General features: G+C 62.1%; 20 protein-coding genes. 11 read left to right on the forward strand and 9 right to left on the reverse strand.

From position 1 onward, the window contains the following. Nucleotides 1–169: 169 nt before the first annotated feature. Nucleotides 170–2,512, forward strand: coding sequence for a Tex family protein (locus BLW80_RS22175; RefSeq protein WP_170849759.1), 2,343 nt, complete (start codon nucleotides 170–172; stop codon nucleotides 2,510–2,512). A 94-nt stretch (nucleotides 2,513–2,606) separates the two neighbouring features. Here BLW80_RS22175 and BLW80_RS22180 read toward each other — a convergent pair whose 3' ends face one another. Continuing rightward, entirely contained in the window at nucleotides 2,607–3,791 is a 1,185-nt protein-coding gene (locus BLW80_RS22180; RefSeq protein WP_093759644.1) for an amidase, read from the reverse strand. A 32-nt stretch (nucleotides 3,792–3,823) separates the two neighbouring features. Beyond that, nucleotides 3,824–5,059: an amidohydrolase family protein gene (locus tag BLW80_RS22185; protein WP_093759646.1), complete on the reverse strand. Its 1,236-nt coding sequence runs from the start codon at nucleotides 5,057–5,059 to the stop codon at nucleotides 3,824–3,826. 268 nt (nucleotides 5,060–5,327) lie between these two features. Between BLW80_RS22185 and BLW80_RS22190 the strand changes: the two genes are divergently transcribed. The 6 genes from BLW80_RS22190 to BLW80_RS22215 all read left to right on the forward strand — a co-directional run bounded on the left by BLW80_RS22190 (nucleotide 5,328) and on the right by BLW80_RS22215 (nucleotide 10,317). Further along, nucleotides 5,328–5,759 (forward strand): nuclear transport factor 2 family protein, encoded by a 432-nt coding sequence (locus tag BLW80_RS22190; RefSeq protein ID WP_093759648.1) that lies wholly within the window; start codon nucleotides 5,328–5,330, stop codon nucleotides 5,757–5,759. Between the two features lie 110 nt (nucleotides 5,760–5,869). Further along, nucleotides 5,870–7,030, forward strand: coding sequence for an ABC transporter substrate-binding protein (locus BLW80_RS22195; protein ID WP_170849760.1), 1,161 nt, complete (start codon nucleotides 5,870–5,872; stop codon nucleotides 7,028–7,030). A 6-nt stretch (nucleotides 7,031–7,036) separates the two neighbouring features. Further along, nucleotides 7,037–7,903 (forward strand): branched-chain amino acid ABC transporter permease, encoded by an 867-nt coding sequence (locus BLW80_RS22200; protein WP_093759652.1) that lies wholly within the window; start codon nucleotides 7,037–7,039, stop codon nucleotides 7,901–7,903. Continuing rightward, nucleotides 7,900–8,838: a branched-chain amino acid ABC transporter permease gene (locus tag BLW80_RS22205; RefSeq protein ID WP_093759654.1), complete on the forward strand. Its 939-nt coding sequence runs from the start codon at nucleotides 7,900–7,902 to the stop codon at nucleotides 8,836–8,838. Before BLW80_RS22200 ends, BLW80_RS22205 begins: the two co-directional genes overlap by 4 nt. After that, entirely contained in the window at nucleotides 8,835–9,614 is a 780-nt protein-coding gene (locus BLW80_RS22210; protein ID WP_093759656.1) for an ABC transporter ATP-binding protein, read from the forward strand. The genes BLW80_RS22205 and BLW80_RS22210 overlap by 4 nt, the downstream gene beginning before the upstream one ends. Next, on the forward strand, nucleotides 9,607–10,317 hold the full coding sequence (locus tag BLW80_RS22215) for an ABC transporter ATP-binding protein (protein ID WP_093759658.1): 711 nt from the start codon (nucleotides 9,607–9,609) through the stop codon (nucleotides 10,315–10,317). The genes BLW80_RS22210 and BLW80_RS22215 overlap by 8 nt, the downstream gene beginning before the upstream one ends. A gap of 42 nt (nucleotides 10,318–10,359) precedes the next feature. Here the strand turns inward: BLW80_RS22215 and BLW80_RS22220 are convergent, their stop codons facing one another. From BLW80_RS22220 to BLW80_RS22240, 5 genes are all read right to left on the reverse strand, one after another. Next, nucleotides 10,360–11,319, reverse strand: a complete 960-nt coding sequence (locus tag BLW80_RS22220; RefSeq protein WP_093759660.1) for a Bug family tripartite tricarboxylate transporter substrate binding protein — start codon at nucleotides 11,317–11,319, stop codon at nucleotides 10,360–10,362. A 179-nt stretch (nucleotides 11,320–11,498) separates the two neighbouring features. Then, nucleotides 11,499–12,464 carry a Bug family tripartite tricarboxylate transporter substrate binding protein gene (locus tag BLW80_RS22225; RefSeq protein WP_093759662.1) on the reverse strand — a complete coding sequence of 322 codons (966 nt, stop codon included), beginning with the start codon at nucleotides 12,462–12,464 and terminating at the stop codon, nucleotides 11,499–11,501. Nucleotides 12,465–12,542: 78 nt separating this feature from the next. Next, nucleotides 12,543–13,892, reverse strand: a complete 1,350-nt coding sequence (locus tag BLW80_RS22230) for a hemolysin family protein (protein ID WP_093759664.1) — start codon at nucleotides 13,890–13,892, stop codon at nucleotides 12,543–12,545. 55 nt (nucleotides 13,893–13,947) lie between these two features. Continuing rightward, nucleotides 13,948–15,105, reverse strand: a complete 1,158-nt coding sequence (gene aroB, locus BLW80_RS22235) for a 3-dehydroquinate synthase (protein ID WP_093759666.1) — start codon at nucleotides 15,103–15,105, stop codon at nucleotides 13,948–13,950. Beyond that, entirely contained in the window at nucleotides 15,102–15,743 is a 642-nt protein-coding gene (locus tag BLW80_RS22240) for a shikimate kinase (RefSeq protein ID WP_089262630.1), read from the reverse strand. Before BLW80_RS22240 ends, aroB begins: the two co-directional genes overlap by 4 nt. A gap of 175 nt (nucleotides 15,744–15,918) precedes the next feature. Between BLW80_RS22240 and BLW80_RS22245 the strand changes: the two genes are divergently transcribed. Then, on the forward strand, nucleotides 15,919–16,065 hold the full coding sequence (locus BLW80_RS22245) for a histidine kinase (protein ID WP_089262632.1): 147 nt from the start codon (nucleotides 15,919–15,921) through the stop codon (nucleotides 16,063–16,065). Here the strand turns inward: BLW80_RS22245 and BLW80_RS22250 are convergent. Continuing rightward, the gene (locus BLW80_RS22250; RefSeq protein WP_089262634.1) at nucleotides 16,055–16,633 is read right to left on the reverse strand and encodes a TetR/AcrR family transcriptional regulator; all 579 of its coding nucleotides are present in this window, start codon (nucleotides 16,631–16,633) and stop codon (nucleotides 16,055–16,057) included. The genes BLW80_RS22245 and BLW80_RS22250 overlap by 11 nt on opposite strands. A 100-nt stretch (nucleotides 16,634–16,733) precedes the next feature. On the opposite strand from BLW80_RS22250, the gene BLW80_RS22255 reads away from it, so the two are divergent. The 3 genes from BLW80_RS22255 to xerD all read left to right on the forward strand — a co-directional run bounded on the left by BLW80_RS22255 (nucleotide 16,734) and on the right by xerD (nucleotide 19,254). Beyond that, nucleotides 16,734–17,774: an SDR family oxidoreductase gene (locus tag BLW80_RS22255; protein WP_093759668.1), complete on the forward strand. Its 1,041-nt coding sequence runs from the start codon at nucleotides 16,734–16,736 to the stop codon at nucleotides 17,772–17,774. Nucleotides 17,775–17,806: 32 nt separating this feature from the next. Beyond that, the gene (locus BLW80_RS22260) at nucleotides 17,807–18,217 is read left to right on the forward strand and encodes a nuclear transport factor 2 family protein (protein ID WP_093759670.1); all 411 of its coding nucleotides are present in this window, start codon (nucleotides 17,807–17,809) and stop codon (nucleotides 18,215–18,217) included. A gap of 83 nt (nucleotides 18,218–18,300) precedes the next feature. Beyond that, nucleotides 18,301–19,254 (forward strand): site-specific tyrosine recombinase XerD, encoded by a 954-nt coding sequence (gene xerD, locus BLW80_RS22265; protein ID WP_093759672.1) that lies wholly within the window; start codon nucleotides 18,301–18,303, stop codon nucleotides 19,252–19,254. Between the two features lie 3 nt (nucleotides 19,255–19,257). Here the strand turns inward: xerD and BLW80_RS22270 are convergent, their stop codons facing one another. Then, nucleotides 19,258–20,040, reverse strand: a complete 783-nt coding sequence (locus BLW80_RS22270; protein WP_093759674.1) for a class I SAM-dependent methyltransferase — start codon at nucleotides 20,038–20,040, stop codon at nucleotides 19,258–19,260. Nucleotides 20,041–20,060: the final 20 nt, after the last annotated feature.

Below are 20,060 nucleotides of genomic sequence, written 5' to 3' on the forward strand. Positions count from 1 at the left end.
CCGCGCTGTCATGAAGCGCATCGAACACTGCAATTTTCGAAGCAAAACAACGCGATCCACAGAACAATCGACTGCATCCGCCGGGGTTGATGAATCGTGCGGCATCGGTCCATAAGCGTTTTGCGACGGCGGTATGACCCGCCACGGAATTTCGAAGGAATCTCTACGCGTGGCAAACATCAATCAGAAGATCGCAGACGAACTTGGCGTGCGCGAACAGCAGGTCGCGGCGACGGTAGAACTGCTCAACGGCGGCGCGACGGTGCCCTTCGTTGCACGCTACCGCAAGGAAATCACCGGCGGTCTCGATGACGCGCAGCTGCGCACGCTGGAAGAACGCCTGACCTATCTGCGCGAACTCGAAGAACGCCGCCTCGTGATTCTGGAATCGGTGCGCGAACAGGGCAAGCTCGATGCCGCGCTCGAAACGGCGATTATGACCGCCGACACCAAGGGCCGTCTCGAGGACATCTATCTGCCGTTCAAACCGAAGCGCCGCACGAAGGCCGAGATCGCCAAGGAAGCCGGCCTTGAACCGCTATCGGAACTGCTGCTCACCGAGCCGCAGAACGATCCGAAGAAAGTTGCCGAAGCTTTCGTCAATGCCGAGAAGAACGTCGCCGATGTCGCCGCTGCGCTCGACGGCGCGCGCGCCATTCTTGTCGAGCGCTTCGCCGAAGATGCCGATCTGATCGGCGCGCTGCGCGAGCAGATGTGGTCGAATGGACTGATGGCCTCGACCGTGCGCACCGGCAAGAAGACCGAGGGCGAGAAGTTCAAGGACTATTTCGACTTCAGTGAGCCGCTGCACAAGCTGCCGTCGCACAGAATTCTGGCGCTGTTCCGCGGCGAGAAGGAAGAGATCCTCGATCTCGCGATGCAGCCCGAGCCGGTACCGGCGACGCCTGCTCCGACAACCACACCCAGCTCCTATGAGCTGAAGATCATGAACCGCTTCGGCGTCTCCGATCAGGGCCGCCCCGGCGACAAGTGGCTGACCGAAACCACCCGCTGGGCCTGGCGCACTAAGATCCAGGTGCATCTCAACATCGACCTGCGCATGCGGCTGTGGACTGCGGCCGAAGAAGAAGGCGTCCGCGTGTTCGCCTCCAATTTGCGCGATCTCCTGCTCGCAGCGCCTGCCGGCGCGCGCGTCACCATGGGTCTCGATCCCGGTTTCCGTTCGGGTGTGAAGACCGCGATTATCGACGCCACCGGTAAAGTCGTCGCAACGACCACGATTTATCCGCATGAGCCGCAGCGCCAGTGGGATGCGTCGCTGGCGATCCTCGGCAAGCTCGCCGTCCAGCACAAGGTCGACCTGATCGCCATCGGCAACGGGACGGCCTCGCGCGAGACCGACAAGCTGGCGATGGAGCTGGTGAAGCTGCTGCCGGATTTGAAGATGTCGAAGATCGTGGTGTCGGAAGCCGGCGCCTCGGTCTATTCGGCCTCGGCCTTCGCTTCTGAAGAACTGCCCGAGCTCGACGTCACGCTGCGCGGCGCGGTGTCGATCGCGCGCCGCCTGCAGGATCCGCTGGCCGAACTGGTGAAGATCGATCCAAAGGCGATCGGCGTCGGCCAGTACCAACACGATCTCGGCGAGAGCAAACTGGCGCGGTCGCTCGATGCCGTCGTGGAAGACTGCGTGAACGGCGTCGGCGTCGATGTGAATACCGCATCGGCGCCGCTGCTGGCGCGCGTGTCGGGCATCGGAACCGGATTGGCACAGAGCATCGTGCAGCACCGCGACGCCAACGGCCCGTTCAAGTCACGCAAGGCGCTCAAGGAAGTGCCGCGGCTTGGCCCGAAGGCATTCGAACAATGTGCCGGCTTCCTGCGCATCAATGACGGCGAGGATCCGCTCGACAAGTCCGGCGTGCATCCGGAAGCCTATCCGCTGGTGCGCAAGATTCTCGAAGCTACCAAGAGCGACATCAAGGCGTTGATCGGCAATGCCGAGATCCTGCGCAAGGTGCAGCCGAAGACCTTCGTCGACGACACCTTCGGTCTGCCGACGGTCACCGACATTCTGAAAGAACTCGAAAAGCCCGGCCGCGACCCCCGCCCCGCCTTCAAGGCTGCGGTGTTCATGGAAGGCGTCGAGAAGCTGAGCGACCTCAAACCCGGCATGGTACTCGAAGGCACTGTGACCAACGTCGCTGCTTTCGGCGCCTTCGTCGATATCGGCGTGCATCAGGATGGTCTGGTGCACATCTCGGCGATGTCCAAGACCTTCATCAAGGATCCGCGCGAAGTCGTGAAATCAGGCGACATCGTCAAGGTGAAGGTGCTTGAAGTCGAAGTCGCCCGCAAACGCATCGCGCTGACGCTGCGCATGGACGATCCCGTCGGAGCCAAGGCCGATCGCCCGCAAGCCGATCGCGGCCCGCGCTTCAACGAGCGCCAGATGACATCGCGTGCTCCGGCGAAGCAAGAGAGCAGTGGCGGTGGTGCATTTGCGGAAGCATTGCGCCGCGCGGCCGAGAAGGGCGCGGGGAAGGCGAAGTAACTCTCCCCGTCATTGCGAGCGAAGCAAAGCAATCCAGTAGCCAAAAGCGAAGTCTGGATTGCTTCGTCGCAAATGCTCCTCGCAATGACGGCTGTTAGGCCTGCGCCTCCCCCAACTCCACAGCCAACTGCAAAATATCCTCATCGCAATCACGCGCGCCCATGATCGACAGCCCGATCGGGCAATCGTCGAGCTTGGCGACAGGCAGTGAGACCTGCGGCGTGCCGGCATGGCCGGACACACACAGCAGTTCGATCGCGCGGGCACGAAATACGTCGAGCGTCGCATCCGGTGTATTGCGCAGCGGCGCAATACCGGGTGCTGTCGGCAACAGCATGACCGTATCGGCCGTCAGCAGCGACAGCACGCGTTCAACGATCGTCTTGCGAATGGCCTGCGCAGCCGCGATCTCGGCGGGATCGAGAACCGCCGCAGCAGCGAAACGCTCCTTCACGCCGGGGCCGAGCTTCGGCTGCGTCGCCTTGATCCATTCGCCCTGCGCGGCCCAGGCTTCTTCTGACTGAACTACACGGAAGGTGTTGCGCCAAGCGTTGAGTTCACCGCTCGCGACATCCACCTCCTCGCTCGCGCCAACCAGCGCCTTGATGCGATCGATCGACGGCTGCAGCAGGTTGCGAACCTTCTCATCGACAGCGCCAAACAGGTCGCTTGCGATCAGAACCTTCTTCACCCGGCGCGGGGCACGCGCCTTGTCGAGCAACACCTTGCCGACCTCGACCATCAATTCGGGCGAGCGCGCGAACCAGCCGACGGTGTCGTAGCTCGGCGCCAGCGGCACCGCGCCATCGAGCGGAATGCGACCATGCGTGGTGCGAATGCCGTAGACACCGCAATAGCTGGCGGGCAAACGCACCGAACCACCGGTGTCGGAGCCGATGGCGAAATCGACCAGCGCACCAGCGGTCGCTGCAGCGGAACCACTGGACGAGCCACCGGGAATGCGGCCGGGCGCAGCCGGATTAATCGGCGTGCCGTAATGCGCGTTCTCGCCATTCAGGCTCCAGGCCAGTTCATCGGTGTGCGTCTTGCCGACCAACTTCGCTCCGGCATTGAGCAGGCGATCGACGACCGGCGACGATTTTGTCGGCACCGGATGTGTCGCCAGCCATTCCGGGCTGCCGGCGCCGGTTGGCACATTGGCGAGATCGAAGAAATCCTTCAGCGCAAAGGTGAAACCCGCGAGAGGCCCCTCTGTCGTGGTCTGCACTTCGATGTGGCCATGATCCACAAAGGCGTTGAGCGTGTCATTGATCGGCATCGAAGTCTCCGTACGACAAAAGGACGCCCGCTTCAGTGGGGCTTGAGCAGACTCGCAGCCGGCCTGATGAAGGTCCTGATGCCATTCTTGAAACCGAACAGCGGCTGCGCGATCTCGCATACCGCCTCTGCCTTGGTCTCGCAATCGAGCACCACGAGATCGGCGGGATTGCCGACGGCGATGTCGTAGTGCTTCAGGTTGAGCAGCTTGGCGGATGCCGATGTCACCAGATCAAGACATCCGGCGAGATCGTCGATGGCGCCGACCTGCAGCACATTGGCGTAGAGATTGATCATGCGGATCAGCGAGACATCGCCGAACGGCGTGAACGGATTGAGCACGTTGTTGGTGGAGATATTGGCGTTCACGCCAAGCGCACGGAGTCTGTGCGCCGAGGTGACGCCGCGCGGCACATTGTGATCGTGGTCGCGGCCAGTGAGGAACAGGTCGGTCGCAGGCAACACCGTAACCGCGACGCCGGCATCGGCGAGCCGTTTCGCGGCCGCCTCGAAATCCGCTGGCGGCATCGCCGACAGCTTTGTGGCATGACCGATGGCCACGCGACCGCCCCAGCCGGTCGCCTCGGTCATGCGGCAGACCTCTTCGTAGTCCGACCGCGTTGGATCGAGATCGAAATCGAGGTGGAAATCGATATCGACGCCGAACTCCTGCGCGACGCCGAAGATCCTGGCGATCTGGCCGTTCGAATCCTTGTCGATATAGGGCACGCCGCCGATCAGATCGGCGCCCTCCCGCATCGCCTGCAGCAGGATGTCCTCGCAGCCGGGATCATCCAGCAGACCCTCCTGTGGAAACACACAGAGCTGCACATCGACCGCCCAGGCGTAGTCCTGCTTCAACTTCTTCAGCGCGCGAAAACTGGTCAACCCGATACGCGGATCGACCTCCACATGCGTGCGCATGCGGTTGGTGCCGTGCTTGATCGCTTTCTCCAGCGTCTGCAATGCGCGTGCATAGACGTCCTCTTCGGTGAAGTCGCGTTTGGCCCGCGAGACTTCGCTGATCACCTCCGCGAGCGTACCCTTCGCGCAATTGCAGCGGCCGAGGAGGCAGGATTTGTCGAGATGGATATGCGTCTCCACGAAGCCCGGCACCAGCAGCCGGCCGCCGACATCCTGATCCGGCGCCACGCCGCGCGGCAGGCCGATCTCGATGGCCTCGAACCGCCCGCCGCGAATGCCGATATCCACCGGGCCATCAGGCCGGTCGGCAATGCGCGCGTTGCGCAGGATGAGATCGAAGGTCATGGGAGGACTCCTGGCGAGGCCACGCCACCGAGCGGGACGTAGCGAAAGCATATGCGCAGGCAAGCAAGGCATGTGCCAAGGCGCATGCGATTCAACCTCTGATTAACTATCTGAAAATAAGACAATATCTTCAAATCTTGCTTCAAGGAACGCCCAATAATGAGGCGCGTCACACAAGAATTGTATACGATCTGATGCATCTACCGAATACAATTCGGGCACCGGTTTTGCTATGATGGCGCCAGCATCTGCCCGCAGGAGAAACCCGATGTCGCAATCCCCCACCGCGCTTGCGCCCGTCACCGATGAAACCGCCCAGGCTGCCGACCTCGTCGAGCGGTTTCTCGTCGCCTCCATGGTGCCGGACCCGGAAACCGCCGGCACCTTCATGTCGGCCGACGTCGCGATCACCTTCACCGGCGGTCGCAAGTTCAAGCATCCGCGCGATGCCACCGCGTTCAACGCGATGCGCTACAAATGGGTGAAGAAGAAGATGGAGCGCACCGACGTATCGCCGGGGAATGGCGAGACCATCGTCTACAATACCGGTACGCTCTATGGCGAATGGCATGACGGCACGGCGTTCGAAGGCAATCGCTATGTCGATCGCTTCGTGGTGCGGGACGGCAAGATCGTGAGGATGGATGTCTGGAACGACAGCGCCGAGCGCATTCTCGTGCGCATGGATATCGAAGCTTAGCGCAAACACGGCGGCTTGATCGCGGGCCGGCGTTCAGCATCTCGAAATGTCGACGATCTGGCACTCGGTTTGCATACACAATGCAAGCCGAGTGTAACCAGGGAACGTCGATGTTGCAGGGATTCTCCAAGACCATGATGACAGGCGCGGCGCTGCTGTGCCTGATCGCTGTCACCAACACTGCCAAGGCCGATGCAGCGGCCTGCCCAGCGACGATCCCGTTCGGATTGACCACGCCGCTGACTGGTAACCTTGCATTGCTCGGCACCCAAGCCCGCAACGGCGCTGAATTCGCTGTCGACGAGATCAACGCCGCCGGCGGCATTTCCGGCAAGAAGATCGCGCTCACCACCGAGGATACCGGCGCCTCGTCGACCGACGCGCTGAATGCGATGAACCGCATCATCGAGAGCAAGCCGCTGGTCATCATGTCGTCGATGATCTCGCCGCATGTGTTCGCGCAGACCGAGAGCGTCAACAAGTCCGAGACGCCGTTCATCGTCGGCGCGACAAATGCCAAGGTAACCGCGCAGGGCTCCAGGTGGCTGTTCCGCACCCACGCCCATGACGGTCAACTCGCCGACCTGATCCCCGAATATCTCGTGAAGTCGCTGAAGAAGACCAAACCTGGCATTCTCGTCGTTGCCGACGATTACGGTCTCGGCGCGTCGAAGGGCATTCAGGCGGCACTCGCCAAACTCAATGTCACGCCGGCCGCGACGGCCTCTTATGCCCCGTCCGACAAGGACATGAGCGCGCAGCTTCTGGAGATCAAGGACAAGGGCGCCGACAGCCTGATCCTGTTCGGTCGTCCCTCCGACATCACGCTGGTGCTGAAGCAGATGGGCGATCTCGGCATCAAGCTGACCACCATCGGCAATACCAGCATTGTCGCGCAGACCACCCTGAACAATCTGTCCGCAGCCGAAGCCGACGGCAACTACGCGATCGGGGGCATGATCCCCCAAACCTCGACCGATCCGAAAATTCTGGATTGGGCAAAGCGCGTGCAGGACAAATACAAGGTGCCGGCCGACAACTTCACCGTCTCCTATTACGACTCGGTCTTCATGCTGAAGTCGATCATTGAGAAAGTCGGCTGCGACAAGCCGGCGATCCGTGATGCCCTTGCAGCCACCAAGGACTTCAAGGGCATGCTGATCTCCTACCAGGCCGACGCCAATGGCGATCTTACCCATACGCTCGGCATCTACCGCAACAAGGGCAAGACCCCCGAATTCACCGGGCCGATCAAAGAGAGCGGGTTCTAAGATTTCATGGGCCAGCTCGTCGTCAACGGTCTGGCGCTCGGGAGCATCTACGCTCTCGTGGCGCTCGGTCTGCTGCTGATTTTCAACACCGTTCAGATCGTCAATTTCGCGCAGGGACAGTTGTTGATGCTCGGTGCCTTTATCGGCATTTCGGGCGCGGTGACGCATGAACTGCCGATGGCGCTGGCCTGGGCCTCCACCATGCTGGCGATGGCGCTGATCGGCATCGTCTTCATGGTGCTGGTCTATTTCCCCTTGCGCGGGCGGCCACCATTCCTGGTGATCCTCACCACCATCGCGATGGGCATCGTGTTGGAGAACATCGCGCTGATCGTCTGGGGGCCGCTGCCGGTGTCGCTGCCCTCGCCGGTGCGCGGTCCGCCGCTGCGTTTTGCCGGCCTTGTCATCTCGATGCACCAGCTCTTCATCTTCTGTACGCTGGCCGTGATCCTGCTGCTGCAATATCTGATGCTCACCAGAACGCGCTTCGGCATCCTGATGCAGGCGACTGCGCAGGATCTGCACACCGCGCGGCTGGTTGGGATTCCCGTCAACCGCACCATCGCCGTCGCCTTTGCCTTTGGCGCGATCCTGTCGGGCATCGCTGGCCTGCTGGTTGCGCCGATCTTTCTTGCCGAACCGACCATGGGTGGCAGCTTAGGTCTCAAGGGTTTCGTCGTCAGCGTGATCGGCGGCTTCGGCAATCTGCCGGGCGCGGTGATCGGCGGGTTGTTTCTCGGCCTCATCGAAACCTTCGGCGCGCGCTACATCTCCTCGAATTTCCGCGATGCCTATGCCTTCATCGTGATGATCGCCGTGCTCGTGGCCTGGCCGCGCGGACTGTTCGGCGAGAAGATCAGCGAGAAGGTATGACAGTGAAACACTGGTTTCCGCTCGCGCTTGGCGTTGTGGTGGCGCTGCTGATCCCGGCAGTGACCCGGGACAACTATGTCATCCAGCTCCTCAACATTGCCATTCTCAACGCCATCGTCGTGCTCGGCTTGAACTTCGCCACCGGCTGGGTTGGCCAGATCAATTTCGGCCAGGCTGCATTCTACGGCCTCGGCGCCTATACGACGGGCATCGCCACCAAGGCCGGTTTGCCCTGGATTACGACGCCGTTCCTGTCGATGGTCATCGTGATGGCGGTGAGCCTCGTGCTCGGGCTGCCCACCTTACGGCTGCGCACCTACTATCTCGCAATGACGACGATCGGCTTCGGCGAGATTGTCCGGTTGATCATCGTGCATTGGGAACCGGTGACCGGCGGCACCTCGGGCTTGCGCACCATTCCGGGGATCAGCGTATTCGGCATCAGCCCGCAGGGGCAGATCCAGCATTACTATTTGCTGATCGCCGTGCTGGCGATTGCGGTTCTCGTGGCCGCTCGGATCAGGCAGTCGTCCCTCGGCCGCGCCATGATCGCCACCAAAGATTCCGAGATCGCCGCCGAACAGAGCGGCGTCGACACCACGCGTACCAAGCTGATCGCCTTCATGATCGGTGCGGTCTATGCCGGCCTCGCGGGTTGCCTCTACGCCTCCTCGATCCGCTTCATCAGCCCGGACAGTTTCTCCGGCACTCAGGCCATCCTGCTGATGACCATGCTGATCGTCGGCGGCATGGGCTCGATCCCCGGCTGCATCATCGGCGCCGTCGGCCTGACCATTCTGCCGGAGGCGTTGCGGTTTCTCGGGCAATGGTACCTCGTGCTCTACGGCCTCGGCGTCATCGCCGTGATCGTGCTGGCGCCCGGCGGTCTTGCTTCGCTGGCTGCGCGACTGCCGCGCTGGGTAGGGGCGCGATGACGGATCAAACGATCATCACTGCGCGTGGCGTGACGCGGCGCTTCGGCGGCCTCGTCGCGCTTGATGGTGTCGATCTCGATGTGCCCAGAGGCATCGTGCAGGCGATCATCGGCCCCAACGGCTCGGGCAAGACCACGCTGCTGAATGCGCTGTCCGGCGCCTCACATGCCGATGCCGGTTCGATCCGCATCGACGGCAAGGAGATCTTCCGCCTCAGGCCCAACCGCATCGCGCGGCTCGGGCTGGCACGCACGTTCCAGAACATCCGGGTGTTCTCCAATCTCACCGTGCTGGAAAATGTGAAAGTCGCTGCAGCCTGCAACACGCCCATGTCGATGCTCAACATCATGCTGTCGAACGGCACGCAGCGACAACGCGAGGCTGAGATCGAGAGCACCTCGCGCGAAGCGCTGGAGATCGTCAGCCTCGCCGCACGCGCGGACGATCGCCCGACCCAGTTGCCCTATGCGCAGCAACGCCTGCTGGAAATCGCCCGCGCACTGGCATCGAAACCGAAGGTGTTGCTGCTGGATGAGCCCGCCGCCGGCATGAACATGACCGAGAGCATGACACTGCTCGACACCATCGCGAAACTGAAGGGCAAGGGCATCACCGTGTTGCTGGTCGAACACAATGTGCGACTGGTAATGGGGATCAGCGACCGCGTTGCCGTCCTCGATTTCGGCAAGAAGATCGCAGAAGGCGCGCCGTCCGAGGTGCAGCGCAACCCGTTGGTGATCGAGGCCTATCTCGGCAGGCGGCATCGCCATGCTTAAGATCGACAATCTTCGCGTCTCCTACGGCCACATCGAAGTGCTGAACGGCATTTCCCTGAGCGTCGAGATGGGCGAGATCGTCGCCTTGATCGGGGGCAACGGCGCCGGCAAGACCACGACGCTCAGCACCATCTCCGGCCTGCTGCGACCGACATCCGGCACGATCTCGTGGAAAGGCGAAAACATTCATGGCACGGCCGTGGAAACCATTGTCGGGGCCGGCCTCGCACACTGCCCCGAAGGTCGTCGGATTTTTCCGGGCCTCACAGTCCGCGAAAACCTGATCACAGGGACAGCATCGCGCGCCTACAAGAAGGCCGAGGTCGAGGACGACCTGACGCTGGTGTTCGAACTGTTTCCTCGATTGAAGGAACGCATCAAACAGGGTGGCTGGTCGCTATCCGGCGGTGAGCAGCAGATGCTGGCCATCGGCCGTGCGCTGATGTCGCGGCCGAGCTTGCTGATGCTCGACGAGCCGTCACTCGGTCTTGCGCCCATCGTGATCGAGCAGGTTTTCGACAAGATTGTCGAACTCAACAAGCGAACGGGTCTGGGCGTGCTGCTGGTGGAGCAGAATTCGGCGATGGCACTGGAAGTCGCTGCACGTGCTTTCGTGCTTGAGACAGGCTCCATCACATTGTCAGGCTCGGCCTCGGTCCTGGCGAACGATCCGCGAATCCGCGAGGCGTATCTCGGCGGATAGATCTGACCTCTCCCGATTGCGGAGGGAGGTCAGATCATCCTGTTACTTCACGTTCTTCAGGAGCTCGATATTCGCAACGACTTCCTTCGCCACGAGGTCGTCCATCGCCTTCGGCTGCATCGGCACGGTCTCGACGCCGATCTTCTTCAGCGCCGCCTGCATCTCCGGCTTGGCTAGCACCTTGACGCCAGCATCATGCATCTTGTCGACGATCTCGCGCGGCGTCCTGGATGGCACGAATACGCCGATCCAGCTCTCGCTGACGCCGTCCTTCAGACCGACTTCCGTCATCGACGGCACGTCGGGCAGTTCATTGCTGCGCTTGTCGGTGGAGACAACCAGTGCACGCACCTGCCCTTCGCGGATCAGCGGCAGAGCGGTCGCCGCCGGGCAGAAGTAGAAATCGATGCGGCCACCGAGAATGTCGGCGATCACTTCAGGGCCGCCGCGATACGGCACGTGGGTCGCTTCGAACTTGCCGGCAATGCGAAATTTCTCGGCGCTTATATGCACAGCGCTGCCAATACCGACCGAGCCGAAATTGATCTGCGATCCCTTGGCCTTCGCATCCTTGAGGAAATCGTCCACAGTCTTCCAGGGCCGCTCCTTCGGAATGATCATGATTTGCGGGCTGGAGCCGATCATGATGACCGACGACAGGTCCTTCGACGTGTCATAAGGCAGGTTCGGAAAGATCGCCGGCGTGATCGCCAGCGCCGAGGAATGCGCCAGGATGCTGTAGCCATCCGGCTCCGCTTTCGCCACTGCATTGGTGCCGATCGAGCCGCCGCCGCCGACACGGTTCTCGACCACGATCGTCTGACCGAGCTCAGGACCAAGACGCTCGAAGAAGATTCGCGGCACCACGTCGGTGGCGCTGCCGGGGCCGAACGGGATGGTGGCCTTGATCAACCGGGTCGGCCAGTTGCTTTCGGCCTGCACCGCGATAGACGACAGCAGCACACCGGCGAAAACACACGACCACCGCATAAGCTTATTCATTACTTGCTCCAATAATACCATTCGAGGGGGAATGGCCGCCCAATGATCGGGCCAATCGGCGACAGCGAAGCAAGTTTCGGACCGTTTGAAGCCTAAAACAACGCCCAAACGCGCGGTGATCCAGCCCAGACAAAGGACAATGCCGGCCTCACCCGTGCTGGCGAGGCCGGCCAGTCCGCCTACTTGGCCGCGACCTCGCTTTTGAGCAGCACCTTGTTGTCGGCGATTTCCTTGACCAGCAGCGCATCCATCTCGGATGACTTCATCGGCATCGGCTCGACACCAATCTTCTTCAGCGAAGCCTGCATGTCAGCCGTGTTCAGCACCTTGGTGCCAGTCACATAGAGCTTCTCGACGATCTCCGGCGGCGTTTTCGATGGCACAAACACGCCGAACCAGATTGAGCTGTCCGCATCCTTGAGCCCGGCGTCGATCGGCGTCGGCACATCCGGCAGATCACGCACGCGGGTCGGCGTCGACACCACCAGCGCGCGGACCTGACCTTCGCGGATCAGCGGCAGCGCCGTGGCCAGCGGGCAGAAGTAGAAATCGATGCGACCGCCGATGATATCGGCGATCACCTCCGAGCCGCCGCGATACGGGATATGCGTGGCCTCGAAACCGCCGGCGGCGCGGAATTTTTCCGAACTGATATGCACGGCGCTGCCAACGCCAACCGAGCCGTAATTGATCACAGTGCCCTTGGTCTTCGCGGAAGCCAGGAAATCCTGAATCGTTTTCCATGGCCGTTCGTTGGGCACGATCATCACATTGGCCGCATAGCCAATCATCAGCACCGAGGACAGCTCCCTGGTGGTGTCGTAGTTGAGGTTGGGGAAGATCGCGGGCGCAATGGAGATGGCGTTGGTCTGCGACAGCAAGGTGTAGCCATCCGGATCGCTCTTCGCGACCGCGCCCGTGCCCACCGAGCCGCCCGCACCCACGCGATTTTCAATCACGATCGGTTGCCCGAGCTCCGTGCTCAGTTTTTCGAAGAAAAGGCGCGGGACCACGTCACCCGCACTGCCGGCACCGAACGGATTGACCGCCTTGATCGGCTTCGTCGGCCAGTTGGTGTCGGCCAGCGCAGCGCCGGACATCAATACAGCGGCCAATACGCACGACAATCGCCAGGACTTGTTCATCGCTCGCTCCAGTTGCGCCATTCAATGGAATGGCAGCTCATGGAAGAAGGCAAAAGCAAGAACTGGACCGGCGATGGCCTAGAACGAGGTCCCGGCCCGCGGCTTTTTCTCCGGCACTTCCGGCTCGGTCGGCACCGGCCCGATGCGCAGCGCGGTGATGCGGTTGCGCTCACGGCGCAGCACGCGGAAGCGGAAGTTGTAGAACGTGAAGCTTTGCCCGCGTTCGGGGATGGAACGCGCCTCGTGAATGACAAGGCCGGCCACCGTGGTGGCTTCATCATCCGGCAGATGCCAGTCCATGGCGCGGTTGAGTTCGCGGATCGGCACCGAACCATCGACCACCACCGAACCATCGGCCTGCGCGCGCACACCCGCGACGACCACGTCGTGTTCATCCGCGATGTCGCCGACGATTTCTTCCAACACGTCTTCCAGCGTCACCATGCCTTCGACTTCGCCATATTCGTCGACCACGAGCGCAAAGTGAGTCTTGCGGCGACGGAAGGCTTTCAACTGATCCGACAGTGGACGCATCTCCGGGACGAACCACGGCGGCAGCGCGATCGAAGCTACGTCGATCTTTGCGGTATCGCCATCGACGGCGCGGATCGCGCGCAGCAGGTCCTTGGCGTGGAGCACGCCGATGATGTTTTCCGGCTTCTCACGCCAGAGGGGAATGCGGGTGTATTCAGTGGCCAGCACTTCGCGCACCAGCTCTTCGGATGGCAGGTCCGCATTCAGCGTCACCATCGCCGTGCGATGGACCATGACATCGGACACCGCGAGATCGCCGAAGCGAAACACGTTCTGGATATACTCAGCCTCGCCCGACGCGATGCCGCCATGTTCGGCGGATTCACCGACAAGACCTTCGATCTCCACACCGGTGAGAATCTCGTGCGGCGATGCTTCCTGCACGCCGAGCAGCGCCAGCGTGCCACGCGACGCCGCGTTGAGCAGCCAGTTCAGCGGATAGAACAGGATGTAGGATGCGTAGAGCGGATAGGCGATCCATTGCGACACCGGCTCCGGCTGCCGGATCGCCAGCGTCTTCGGCACCTGCTCGCCGATCACGATATGCAGCGAGGAGAAAACAAGGAAGCCGGTGAGGAAGGAGGTAAAGTGCAGCGCGGATTCCGAGAGGCCGAGCGGATCGAGCACCGGCTTCAGCAGTGCCGCCACCGTGGGCTCGCCGACCCAGCCAAGGCCGAGAGAAGCCATTGTGATGCCGAGCTGGCAGCAGGCCAGATAGGCTTCGATATTGCCCATCATGCTCTGCAGCAGGCGTGCGCCGAAGCGGTTCTGCTCGACCATGCTCTTGACGCGGAAGCCGCGGCTTTTGACCAGCGCGAACTCCGCCGCCACGTAAAACGCGTTGGCGGCGAGCAGGAAGATCGCGATCAGCAGATTGACGGTAATCGAATTCATGAAAGTCCTGCGACGGCGCCGGCTTTGGTAACTCCCAAACCGGACACGGTCAGTTCTATCCCGTCAGCTTCTGATGCAGAAAGGCGCGAACCGTCGCGGGATCAACATCGTTTGCAATGACGGCCCGGCCGACGGCTTCCAGCAAAATAAAGGTGAGCTTGCCGCGTTTCACCTTCTTGTCCTGCGCCATCAGCGCCATCAGCGTATCCGCGTCCGCGAGGCCTTCCTGCGCGAAGCCGGCAATGTCCTGCAGCTTCGTGGGGAGACCCACATCGGCGAGATGATGCTGCACGCGGGTCGCATCGCTCTCCGCGATCATTCCAAGCTGCGCCGACAGTTGCGCAGCCAGCACCATGCCGACCGACACGCCCTCGCCATGGAACAACCGGTCCGAGAAGCCGGTCACCGCTTCCAGCGCATGCCCGAAGGTATGACCGAGATTGAGCAGTGCGCGCTCGCCGTTCTCACGCTCGTCGCGCGACACAACACCGGCCTTGGCGCGGCAGGAGGTGGCAATGGCGTGTTCGCGCGCTGCACCGCCGCGCATGATGTCGGCATGGTTGGCTTCCAGCCAGGTGAAGAACTGGTGATCGCCGAGCACACCGTATTTGGCGACTTCCGCATAGCCCGAACGAAATTGCCGTGGCGACAGCGTATCGAGGACCGCCGTATCGGCCACAACCATCACCGGCTGATGGAACGCGCCAAGCAGATTCTTGCCCTGCGGCGAGTTGATGCCGGTCTTGCCGCCGACGGATGAGTCGACCTGCGCCAGCAGCGAGGTCGGCACCTGCACGAAATCGACGCCGCGGCGCACGATCGCTGCAGCAAAGCCCGCGAGATCGCCGACGACGCCGCCGCCGAGCGCGATGACGAGATCGTTGCGCTCGATCTTTGCCGCGATCAGTGCTTCGGAAACTTTCTCCAGGCCCGCATAGCTCTTCGACCCCTCGCCTTCCTCAACAATGATATGCGAGGTCGGAATATCAGCCGCCGCCAGCGAGGCTTCCGTTGCAGTCAGCCAATGCTTGGCAACGGTCCTGTCGGTGACGATCGCCGTGCGCACGCCCGGTCGCAGCTTCGCAATGCGCGCGCCGAGCGACGGCAGTACATTGCGGCCGATGACGATGTCATAGGTGCGCTCAGCCAGCGCGACGTCCACGACGATAGGGTCGGGGATGATCGGATCGGAATGCTTCAAGGGCGCGGTCATAGTTGAGAACTCAAGGGATCGCCTGTCGGTTCGGAAATGGCGGAAGCTGCGTGCGGGCGGAACAGATGCTCATGCAGCGCGATGATGCCTTCCTCGACGATCTTCTCATGCGGCACGTCGCGCGAGTCGATCGTGATGTCGGTCTGCTCGTAGAACGGATGGCGCGCCTCGATCAGCCGCGCAATGGTCGCGGCGGGATCGGCGGTCTTCAGCAGCGGACGGTTCTCCCGGCGCCGGACCCGGCGCAGAATCACGTCGGCGTCAGCTTTCAGCCACAGCGAGATCGCCTTGTCGCGGATGCGCTGACGGGTCTCCTCGCGCAGGAACGCGCCGCCGCCGGTCGCCAGCAAGATCGGTCCGCTGTCCAGCAGCCGGGCGATCACCCGCGCCTCACCGTCGCGGAAATGCGGTTCGCCGTGGACTTCAAAAATGTCCGGGATCGACATCCCGGCCGCCGCCTCGATCTCGTTGTCGGCGTCGACGAAAGGCAGCCGCAGCCGCGTCGCCATGCGCCGGCCGATGGTCGATTTGCCCGCCCCCATCATGCCCACCAGCACGACCGAGCGCTTTCCCAGCGCCGCGACGATGGCGGCCTCCTGGGGTGCGCTGGCAATGGCCGGCAAGATGGTCTCGGACATCAAAAACACCTGCAAAATCAGTGAGCGACAAGGGATCGCAGAGGTTTGCCGCATTCCGGTCACCTATACTACCCCCAGCGCCAGCGTTGCCAGCACCTCTTGCAGTCTGTATCCGGACAAGGTGACCGCCTCAGGCGGAACGAATCACCCCATTTCGCCGCCGAGTTCCCTGATCATGCCCAGCCTGTTCCGCTTTTTGACGGTGGTCGCGGTGATCGTCGGCGTGGTCTATGGCGTGATCTTCGCGCTGGCCAATTTCGTCAATCCGAAGCCGCGGGACATGACGGTCACCATCCAGCCGGACAAGTTTCTCAAGAAATAGCTGCGCGCAGCAGGCGCATGAAGAGCTGCATGTCCTCCGCGAATTTCGGACCGGCTCCCTCCGCGTGCTTGATGCCATCGATCGCGGCGACAATGACTCCCGCGACGTCGGCGGGTCTGGCTTGCAATGAGCCGAGATTAATCATGCCCGCGGTCTCGGCATCGCTCAGCGCCTGCGCCAGTAGAGCAACCAGTCGGGCCCGCGCGGCGAGCGTGATATCTTTGGCCAGAGCCATGTTGACGTCGAACAGCTCAATGGCGTCGGCGCTGCCCGCGAAAGGGGCGATCAGTTCGCGCTGAAACACGGCCATCGCCGTCTCGATGCGGCCGAACACGTCACCATCGCCTGAGAGTGCCGCCTCGACATCGCGCATGGTCCGCGCATGGGCGCGCGTCGAGCCCGCCCGAAACAGATCTTCCTTGCTGTTGAAGCTCAGATAGAGCGACGCCCGCGAAATTCCTGCCGCACGCGCGATGTCGGCCATCGACGCCTTGCGAAAACCATGGCGGACGAACACTGGCAGCGCAGCATCCAGAATGTGATCGAATTTGGCATCTCGTTCGCTCATTCAGACAGATTGACAGTTCGTGTCCAAAGCGTCAAAAGACAATTAGACAATAATAGTCCAATTGTCCAATTCACGAATTCCACAGGGGACAGGAGCGAACATGCATTCGGGATCGGTCGGCAATCGAGAGACCATTGTTCTTGTCACGGGCATCGGCGGCTTTCTGGGCGGACATATCGCCCGGCAGTTGCTGGCCAAGAGCTACGCTGTCCGCGGTAGCGTTCGTCGCATGAGCGGCTGCGACCGGATCGCGAAGCAGATCTGTGCGACGCCAACCGACTCGCACTCGCTCAGTTTCGCCGAAGCCGACCTCTGCTCCGACATCGGATGGGATGCCGCCGTCACAGGCTGCAACTATGTGATCCACACGGCATCGCCGTTTCCGGCAGGCCTTCCGAAGGATGAAAATGAACTGATCCAACCCGCGCGGGACGGCGCGTTACGGGTACTACGTGCCGCGCACCGCGCAGGCGTGACGCGGGTGGTGCTGACGTCCTCGATCGCGGCCACCAATCACGGTAGCGGCAAGGCGCCGTATACCGAAGACAACTGGACCGATCCGACGGGCAAGCGGGCAACGCCATACTATAAATCCAAGACGCTGGCCGAACGGGCGGCATGGACCTTTGCTGCGGAAACCGGACTGGATCTCGCCGTCATCAATCCCGGCATCATTTTCGGGCCTCTCTTGGGTCCGGATTACGGCACGTCGATCGGGCTGGTTCAGCAGATGATGAGCGGCAAGCTCAAACGTGTGCCGCGTTTCGGCATCGCGGTGGTCGATGTCCGCGATGTGGCTGATGCACATATCAGGGCGATGACCCATCCGGATGCGTCAGGTCAGCGCTTCATCGCGGCGGGGCAGTTTCTATGGATGCGCGACATGGCGGCCGTACTGGCGCAGTCATTTCCGAATTATGCGCCGGCTCTGCCCTCGGGCGAGGTGCCAAACTGGATGATCAAAGCAATGGCGCCGTTCAGCGCACGGTCGCGCATGATCGTACACGAACTCGACGTCGATCTGAGTGTCAGTGCCGCGAAGGCGCAGCGAATGCTGGATTGGCAACCAAGGTCCGCCGACGAGGCCATTCGCGCCAGTGCACAAAGCCTGATCGACCACGGCCTGCTCGCGGCCTCCTGAATTCCCACAATGCACAACAACGGAACCAACCTATGACCTCATCCATCGTCGCCCCGAAAGAGCACCCAGACGCTGAAGATATCCGCAGCATCGAACGCGCGCGGCTTCGTGCGCTTGTGAGCGCCGACATGGCAGCGGCCGAGCCGCTGCACGCTGCAGACTTCCAGCTGATCACGCCGATCGGCGCGGCACTGTCAAAAGCCGAATATCTTGGTGCCGTTGCGGGTGGCCACATCAAGTATCTGACCTGGACGCCCGGTGAAATCGCCGTGCGGTTGTATGGCACGAGTGCCGTGATACGGTATCGCGCCCGCATTGAGGTGGTTTTCGGAGGCCACAAGGTCCCGCCAGGCGACTATTGGCACACCGATGCTTATGAAATGCGTGACCGGCAGTGGATGGTGATGTGGTCGCAGGCCACATCGATCACACAGCTTGCCTGATCTTTGTGGATCTGCATTCGCTCCGGGTTGCTGCAGCCAGTGAAAACCGCTGCTGCAGCCCGGATCATGGGTTATGATGGCACATGACCACTTCCTCAGACGCCAAGCTCTCCAATCTGTTCCTCGACATGCTCGCCGCCGAACAAGGTGCTGGCGTCAATACACTGGACGCCTATCGCCGCGACCTCGAAGACTTCTCCGAATTTGCTGCCGGGGCGAAATCCAGCTTCATGGCAGCCGACACCCAGTTACTGCGCGACTATCTCGAAGACCTCGACGAGCGCGGCTTCAAATCGACCACCGTGGCGCGGCGGCTGTCCGCCATACGGCATCTGTTTCGCTTTCTGCTCAGCGAAAAAATCCGCACCGACGACCCGGCCGCCATCCTGTCCGGCCCGAAGCGCGGCCGCAGCCTGCCCAAAGTGCTGTCGATTGCCGATGTCGACCGCATGCTGGTGCAGGCGCGCACGCAAGCGCAGAACGCGGAGGCTTCGGCGCAGCAGCGGCTGCGCGATGCCCGGCTCTATTGTCTGCTCGAAGTGCTTTACGCCACCGGGCTTCGTGTGTCCGAACTGGTCTCGCTACCGCTCACCGCTGCACGCCGCGATGCCCGCATGATCGTGGTGCGCGGCAAGGGCAACAAGGAGCGGCTGGTACCGCTTAATGAAACTGCCAAACAGGCAATGGCCGAGTATCTCGCCGCGATGGCCGAGTTGCAGAAGTCTCAACCAAAAAAGAGTGCCGCCTCGAAGTGGCTGTTTCCGTCTTTTGGCGAGAGCGGCCATCTCACCCGACAGCATTTCGCGCGCGACCTGAAAGAACTCGCGGCTGCATCCGGCATCGCGCCGCGGCTGGTCTCGCCGCACGTGCTGCGCCACGCCTTCGCCAGCCATTTGCTGCATAACGGCGCCGATCTTCGCATCGTGCAGACGCTGCTCGGTCATACCGATATTTCGACGACGCAGATCTACACCCATGTGGTGGAGGAGCGGCTCAAGAGCCTAGTCAGAGACCTGCATCCGCTCGCGGAAAAATAGCGCTCAGCGCGAGTGCGACTCGGCCTCGCCAAGATGATCCGTCTCATCGTCGCGCCGCATCCCGGAGGTCGGCACCAGTACCGGCTGCAGCGCCGGAATCAGCCGCGTGCGTTCGCGCTTGGCGGGGATCGCGCGATAGACCTGTTTGGTGGCTTCGACGATATGCACGCCGGCGAACGGCATCGACAGCGCCGCGCCGATCCGCTCCCAGGCCATCGCCGAGCGCAGGAACCAGCCCATTCCTACCGGCGGCATGAATAGCGCCTCGCTCCACGCCGTCGGCGTAAACCAGGTCTGTCGCAGCAACTGTGTGATTTGCGAGCGCGAATAGGGGCGGCCGTGACCGAACGGCGTCGAGTCGGTACGGGTCCAGACGCCCCGGCGATTCGGAATCACCGCCATCAACCGGCCGGACGGCGCAAGCACGCGCCAAACCTCGCGGAGCAGACCTTCGGGATCGTCGGACATTTCCAGGGCGTGCACCAGGATGATGCGATCGACGGCGGCATCCGGCAGCGGCAGCGAGAATTCGTCGACCAGCGTGGCCAGCGCGGGCTTTGCCGTCGGCCATTTCAGCACCCCCTGCGCCGCCGGCATGAAGGCGATGCAGCGTTCGGAATTCTCCCGGAACAGGCCGAGATACGGTGTGGGGTAACCCAGACCGAGCACGCGCTGACCCTCCGCGTCCGGCCAATGCGCCTGAATACCGCGATTGATCAACCGCCGCGCCACGATGCCAAGGCGGCGCGAATAGAAATCCCGGAGATCGATCACATCGATGGTCATGGTGGCTTTCTAACACGTTG

This window comes from Tardiphaga sp. OK245 (assembly GCF_900108575.1).
GTDB lineage: Bacteria > Pseudomonadota > Alphaproteobacteria > Rhizobiales > Xanthobacteraceae > Tardiphaga > Tardiphaga robiniae.

What these genes read in the sequence shown, in the direction of transcription:
- BLW80_RS22255 (WP_093759668.1), top strand. Translation starts at nt 16,734, where the DNA reads ATGCATTCGGGATCGGTCGGCAATCGAGAGACCATTGTTCTTGTCACG.
- BLW80_RS22240 (WP_089262630.1), bottom strand. Translation starts at nt 15,743, where the DNA reads ATGTCCGAGACCATCTTGCCGGCCATTGCCAGCGCACCCCAGGAGGCC.
- BLW80_RS22185 (WP_093759646.1), bottom strand. Translation starts at nt 5,059, where the DNA reads ATGACCTTCGATCTCATCCTGCGCAACGCGCGCATTGCCGACCGGCCT.
- BLW80_RS22195 (WP_170849760.1), top strand. Translation starts at nt 5,870, where the DNA reads ATGTTGCAGGGATTCTCCAAGACCATGATGACAGGCGCGGCGCTGCTG.
- BLW80_RS22230 (WP_093759664.1), bottom strand. Translation starts at nt 13,892, where the DNA reads ATGAATTCGATTACCGTCAATCTGCTGATCGCGATCTTCCTGCTCGCC.
- BLW80_RS22210 (WP_093759656.1), top strand. Translation starts at nt 8,835, where the DNA reads ATGACGGATCAAACGATCATCACTGCGCGTGGCGTGACGCGGCGCTTC.
- BLW80_RS22180 (WP_093759644.1), bottom strand. Translation starts at nt 3,791, where the DNA reads ATGCCGATCAATGACACGCTCAACGCCTTTGTGGATCATGGCCACATC.
- BLW80_RS22220 (WP_093759660.1), bottom strand. Translation starts at nt 11,319, where the DNA reads ATGAATAAGCTTATGCGGTGGTCGTGTGTTTTCGCCGGTGTGCTGCTG.
- BLW80_RS22190 (WP_093759648.1), top strand. Translation starts at nt 5,328, where the DNA reads ATGTCGCAATCCCCCACCGCGCTTGCGCCCGTCACCGATGAAACCGCC.
- BLW80_RS22270 (WP_093759674.1), bottom strand. Translation starts at nt 20,040, where the DNA reads ATGACCATCGATGTGATCGATCTCCGGGATTTCTATTCGCGCCGCCTT.
- BLW80_RS22260 (WP_093759670.1), top strand. Translation starts at nt 17,807, where the DNA reads ATGACCTCATCCATCGTCGCCCCGAAAGAGCACCCAGACGCTGAAGAT.
- BLW80_RS22205 (WP_093759654.1), top strand. Translation starts at nt 7,900, where the DNA reads ATGACAGTGAAACACTGGTTTCCGCTCGCGCTTGGCGTTGTGGTGGCG.
- BLW80_RS22245 (WP_089262632.1), top strand. Translation starts at nt 15,919, where the DNA reads ATGCCCAGCCTGTTCCGCTTTTTGACGGTGGTCGCGGTGATCGTCGGC.
- xerD (WP_093759672.1), top strand. Translation starts at nt 18,301, where the DNA reads ATGACCACTTCCTCAGACGCCAAGCTCTCCAATCTGTTCCTCGACATG.
- BLW80_RS22225 (WP_093759662.1), bottom strand. Translation starts at nt 12,464, where the DNA reads ATGAACAAGTCCTGGCGATTGTCGTGCGTATTGGCCGCTGTATTGATG.
- BLW80_RS22200 (WP_093759652.1), top strand. Translation starts at nt 7,037, where the DNA reads ATGGGCCAGCTCGTCGTCAACGGTCTGGCGCTCGGGAGCATCTACGCT.
- BLW80_RS22215 (WP_093759658.1), top strand. Translation starts at nt 9,607, where the DNA reads ATGCTTAAGATCGACAATCTTCGCGTCTCCTACGGCCACATCGAAGTG.
- BLW80_RS22250 (WP_089262634.1), bottom strand. Translation starts at nt 16,633, where the DNA reads ATGAGCGAACGAGATGCCAAATTCGATCACATTCTGGATGCTGCGCTG.
- aroB (WP_093759666.1), bottom strand. Translation starts at nt 15,105, where the DNA reads ATGACCGCGCCCTTGAAGCATTCCGATCCGATCATCCCCGACCCTATC.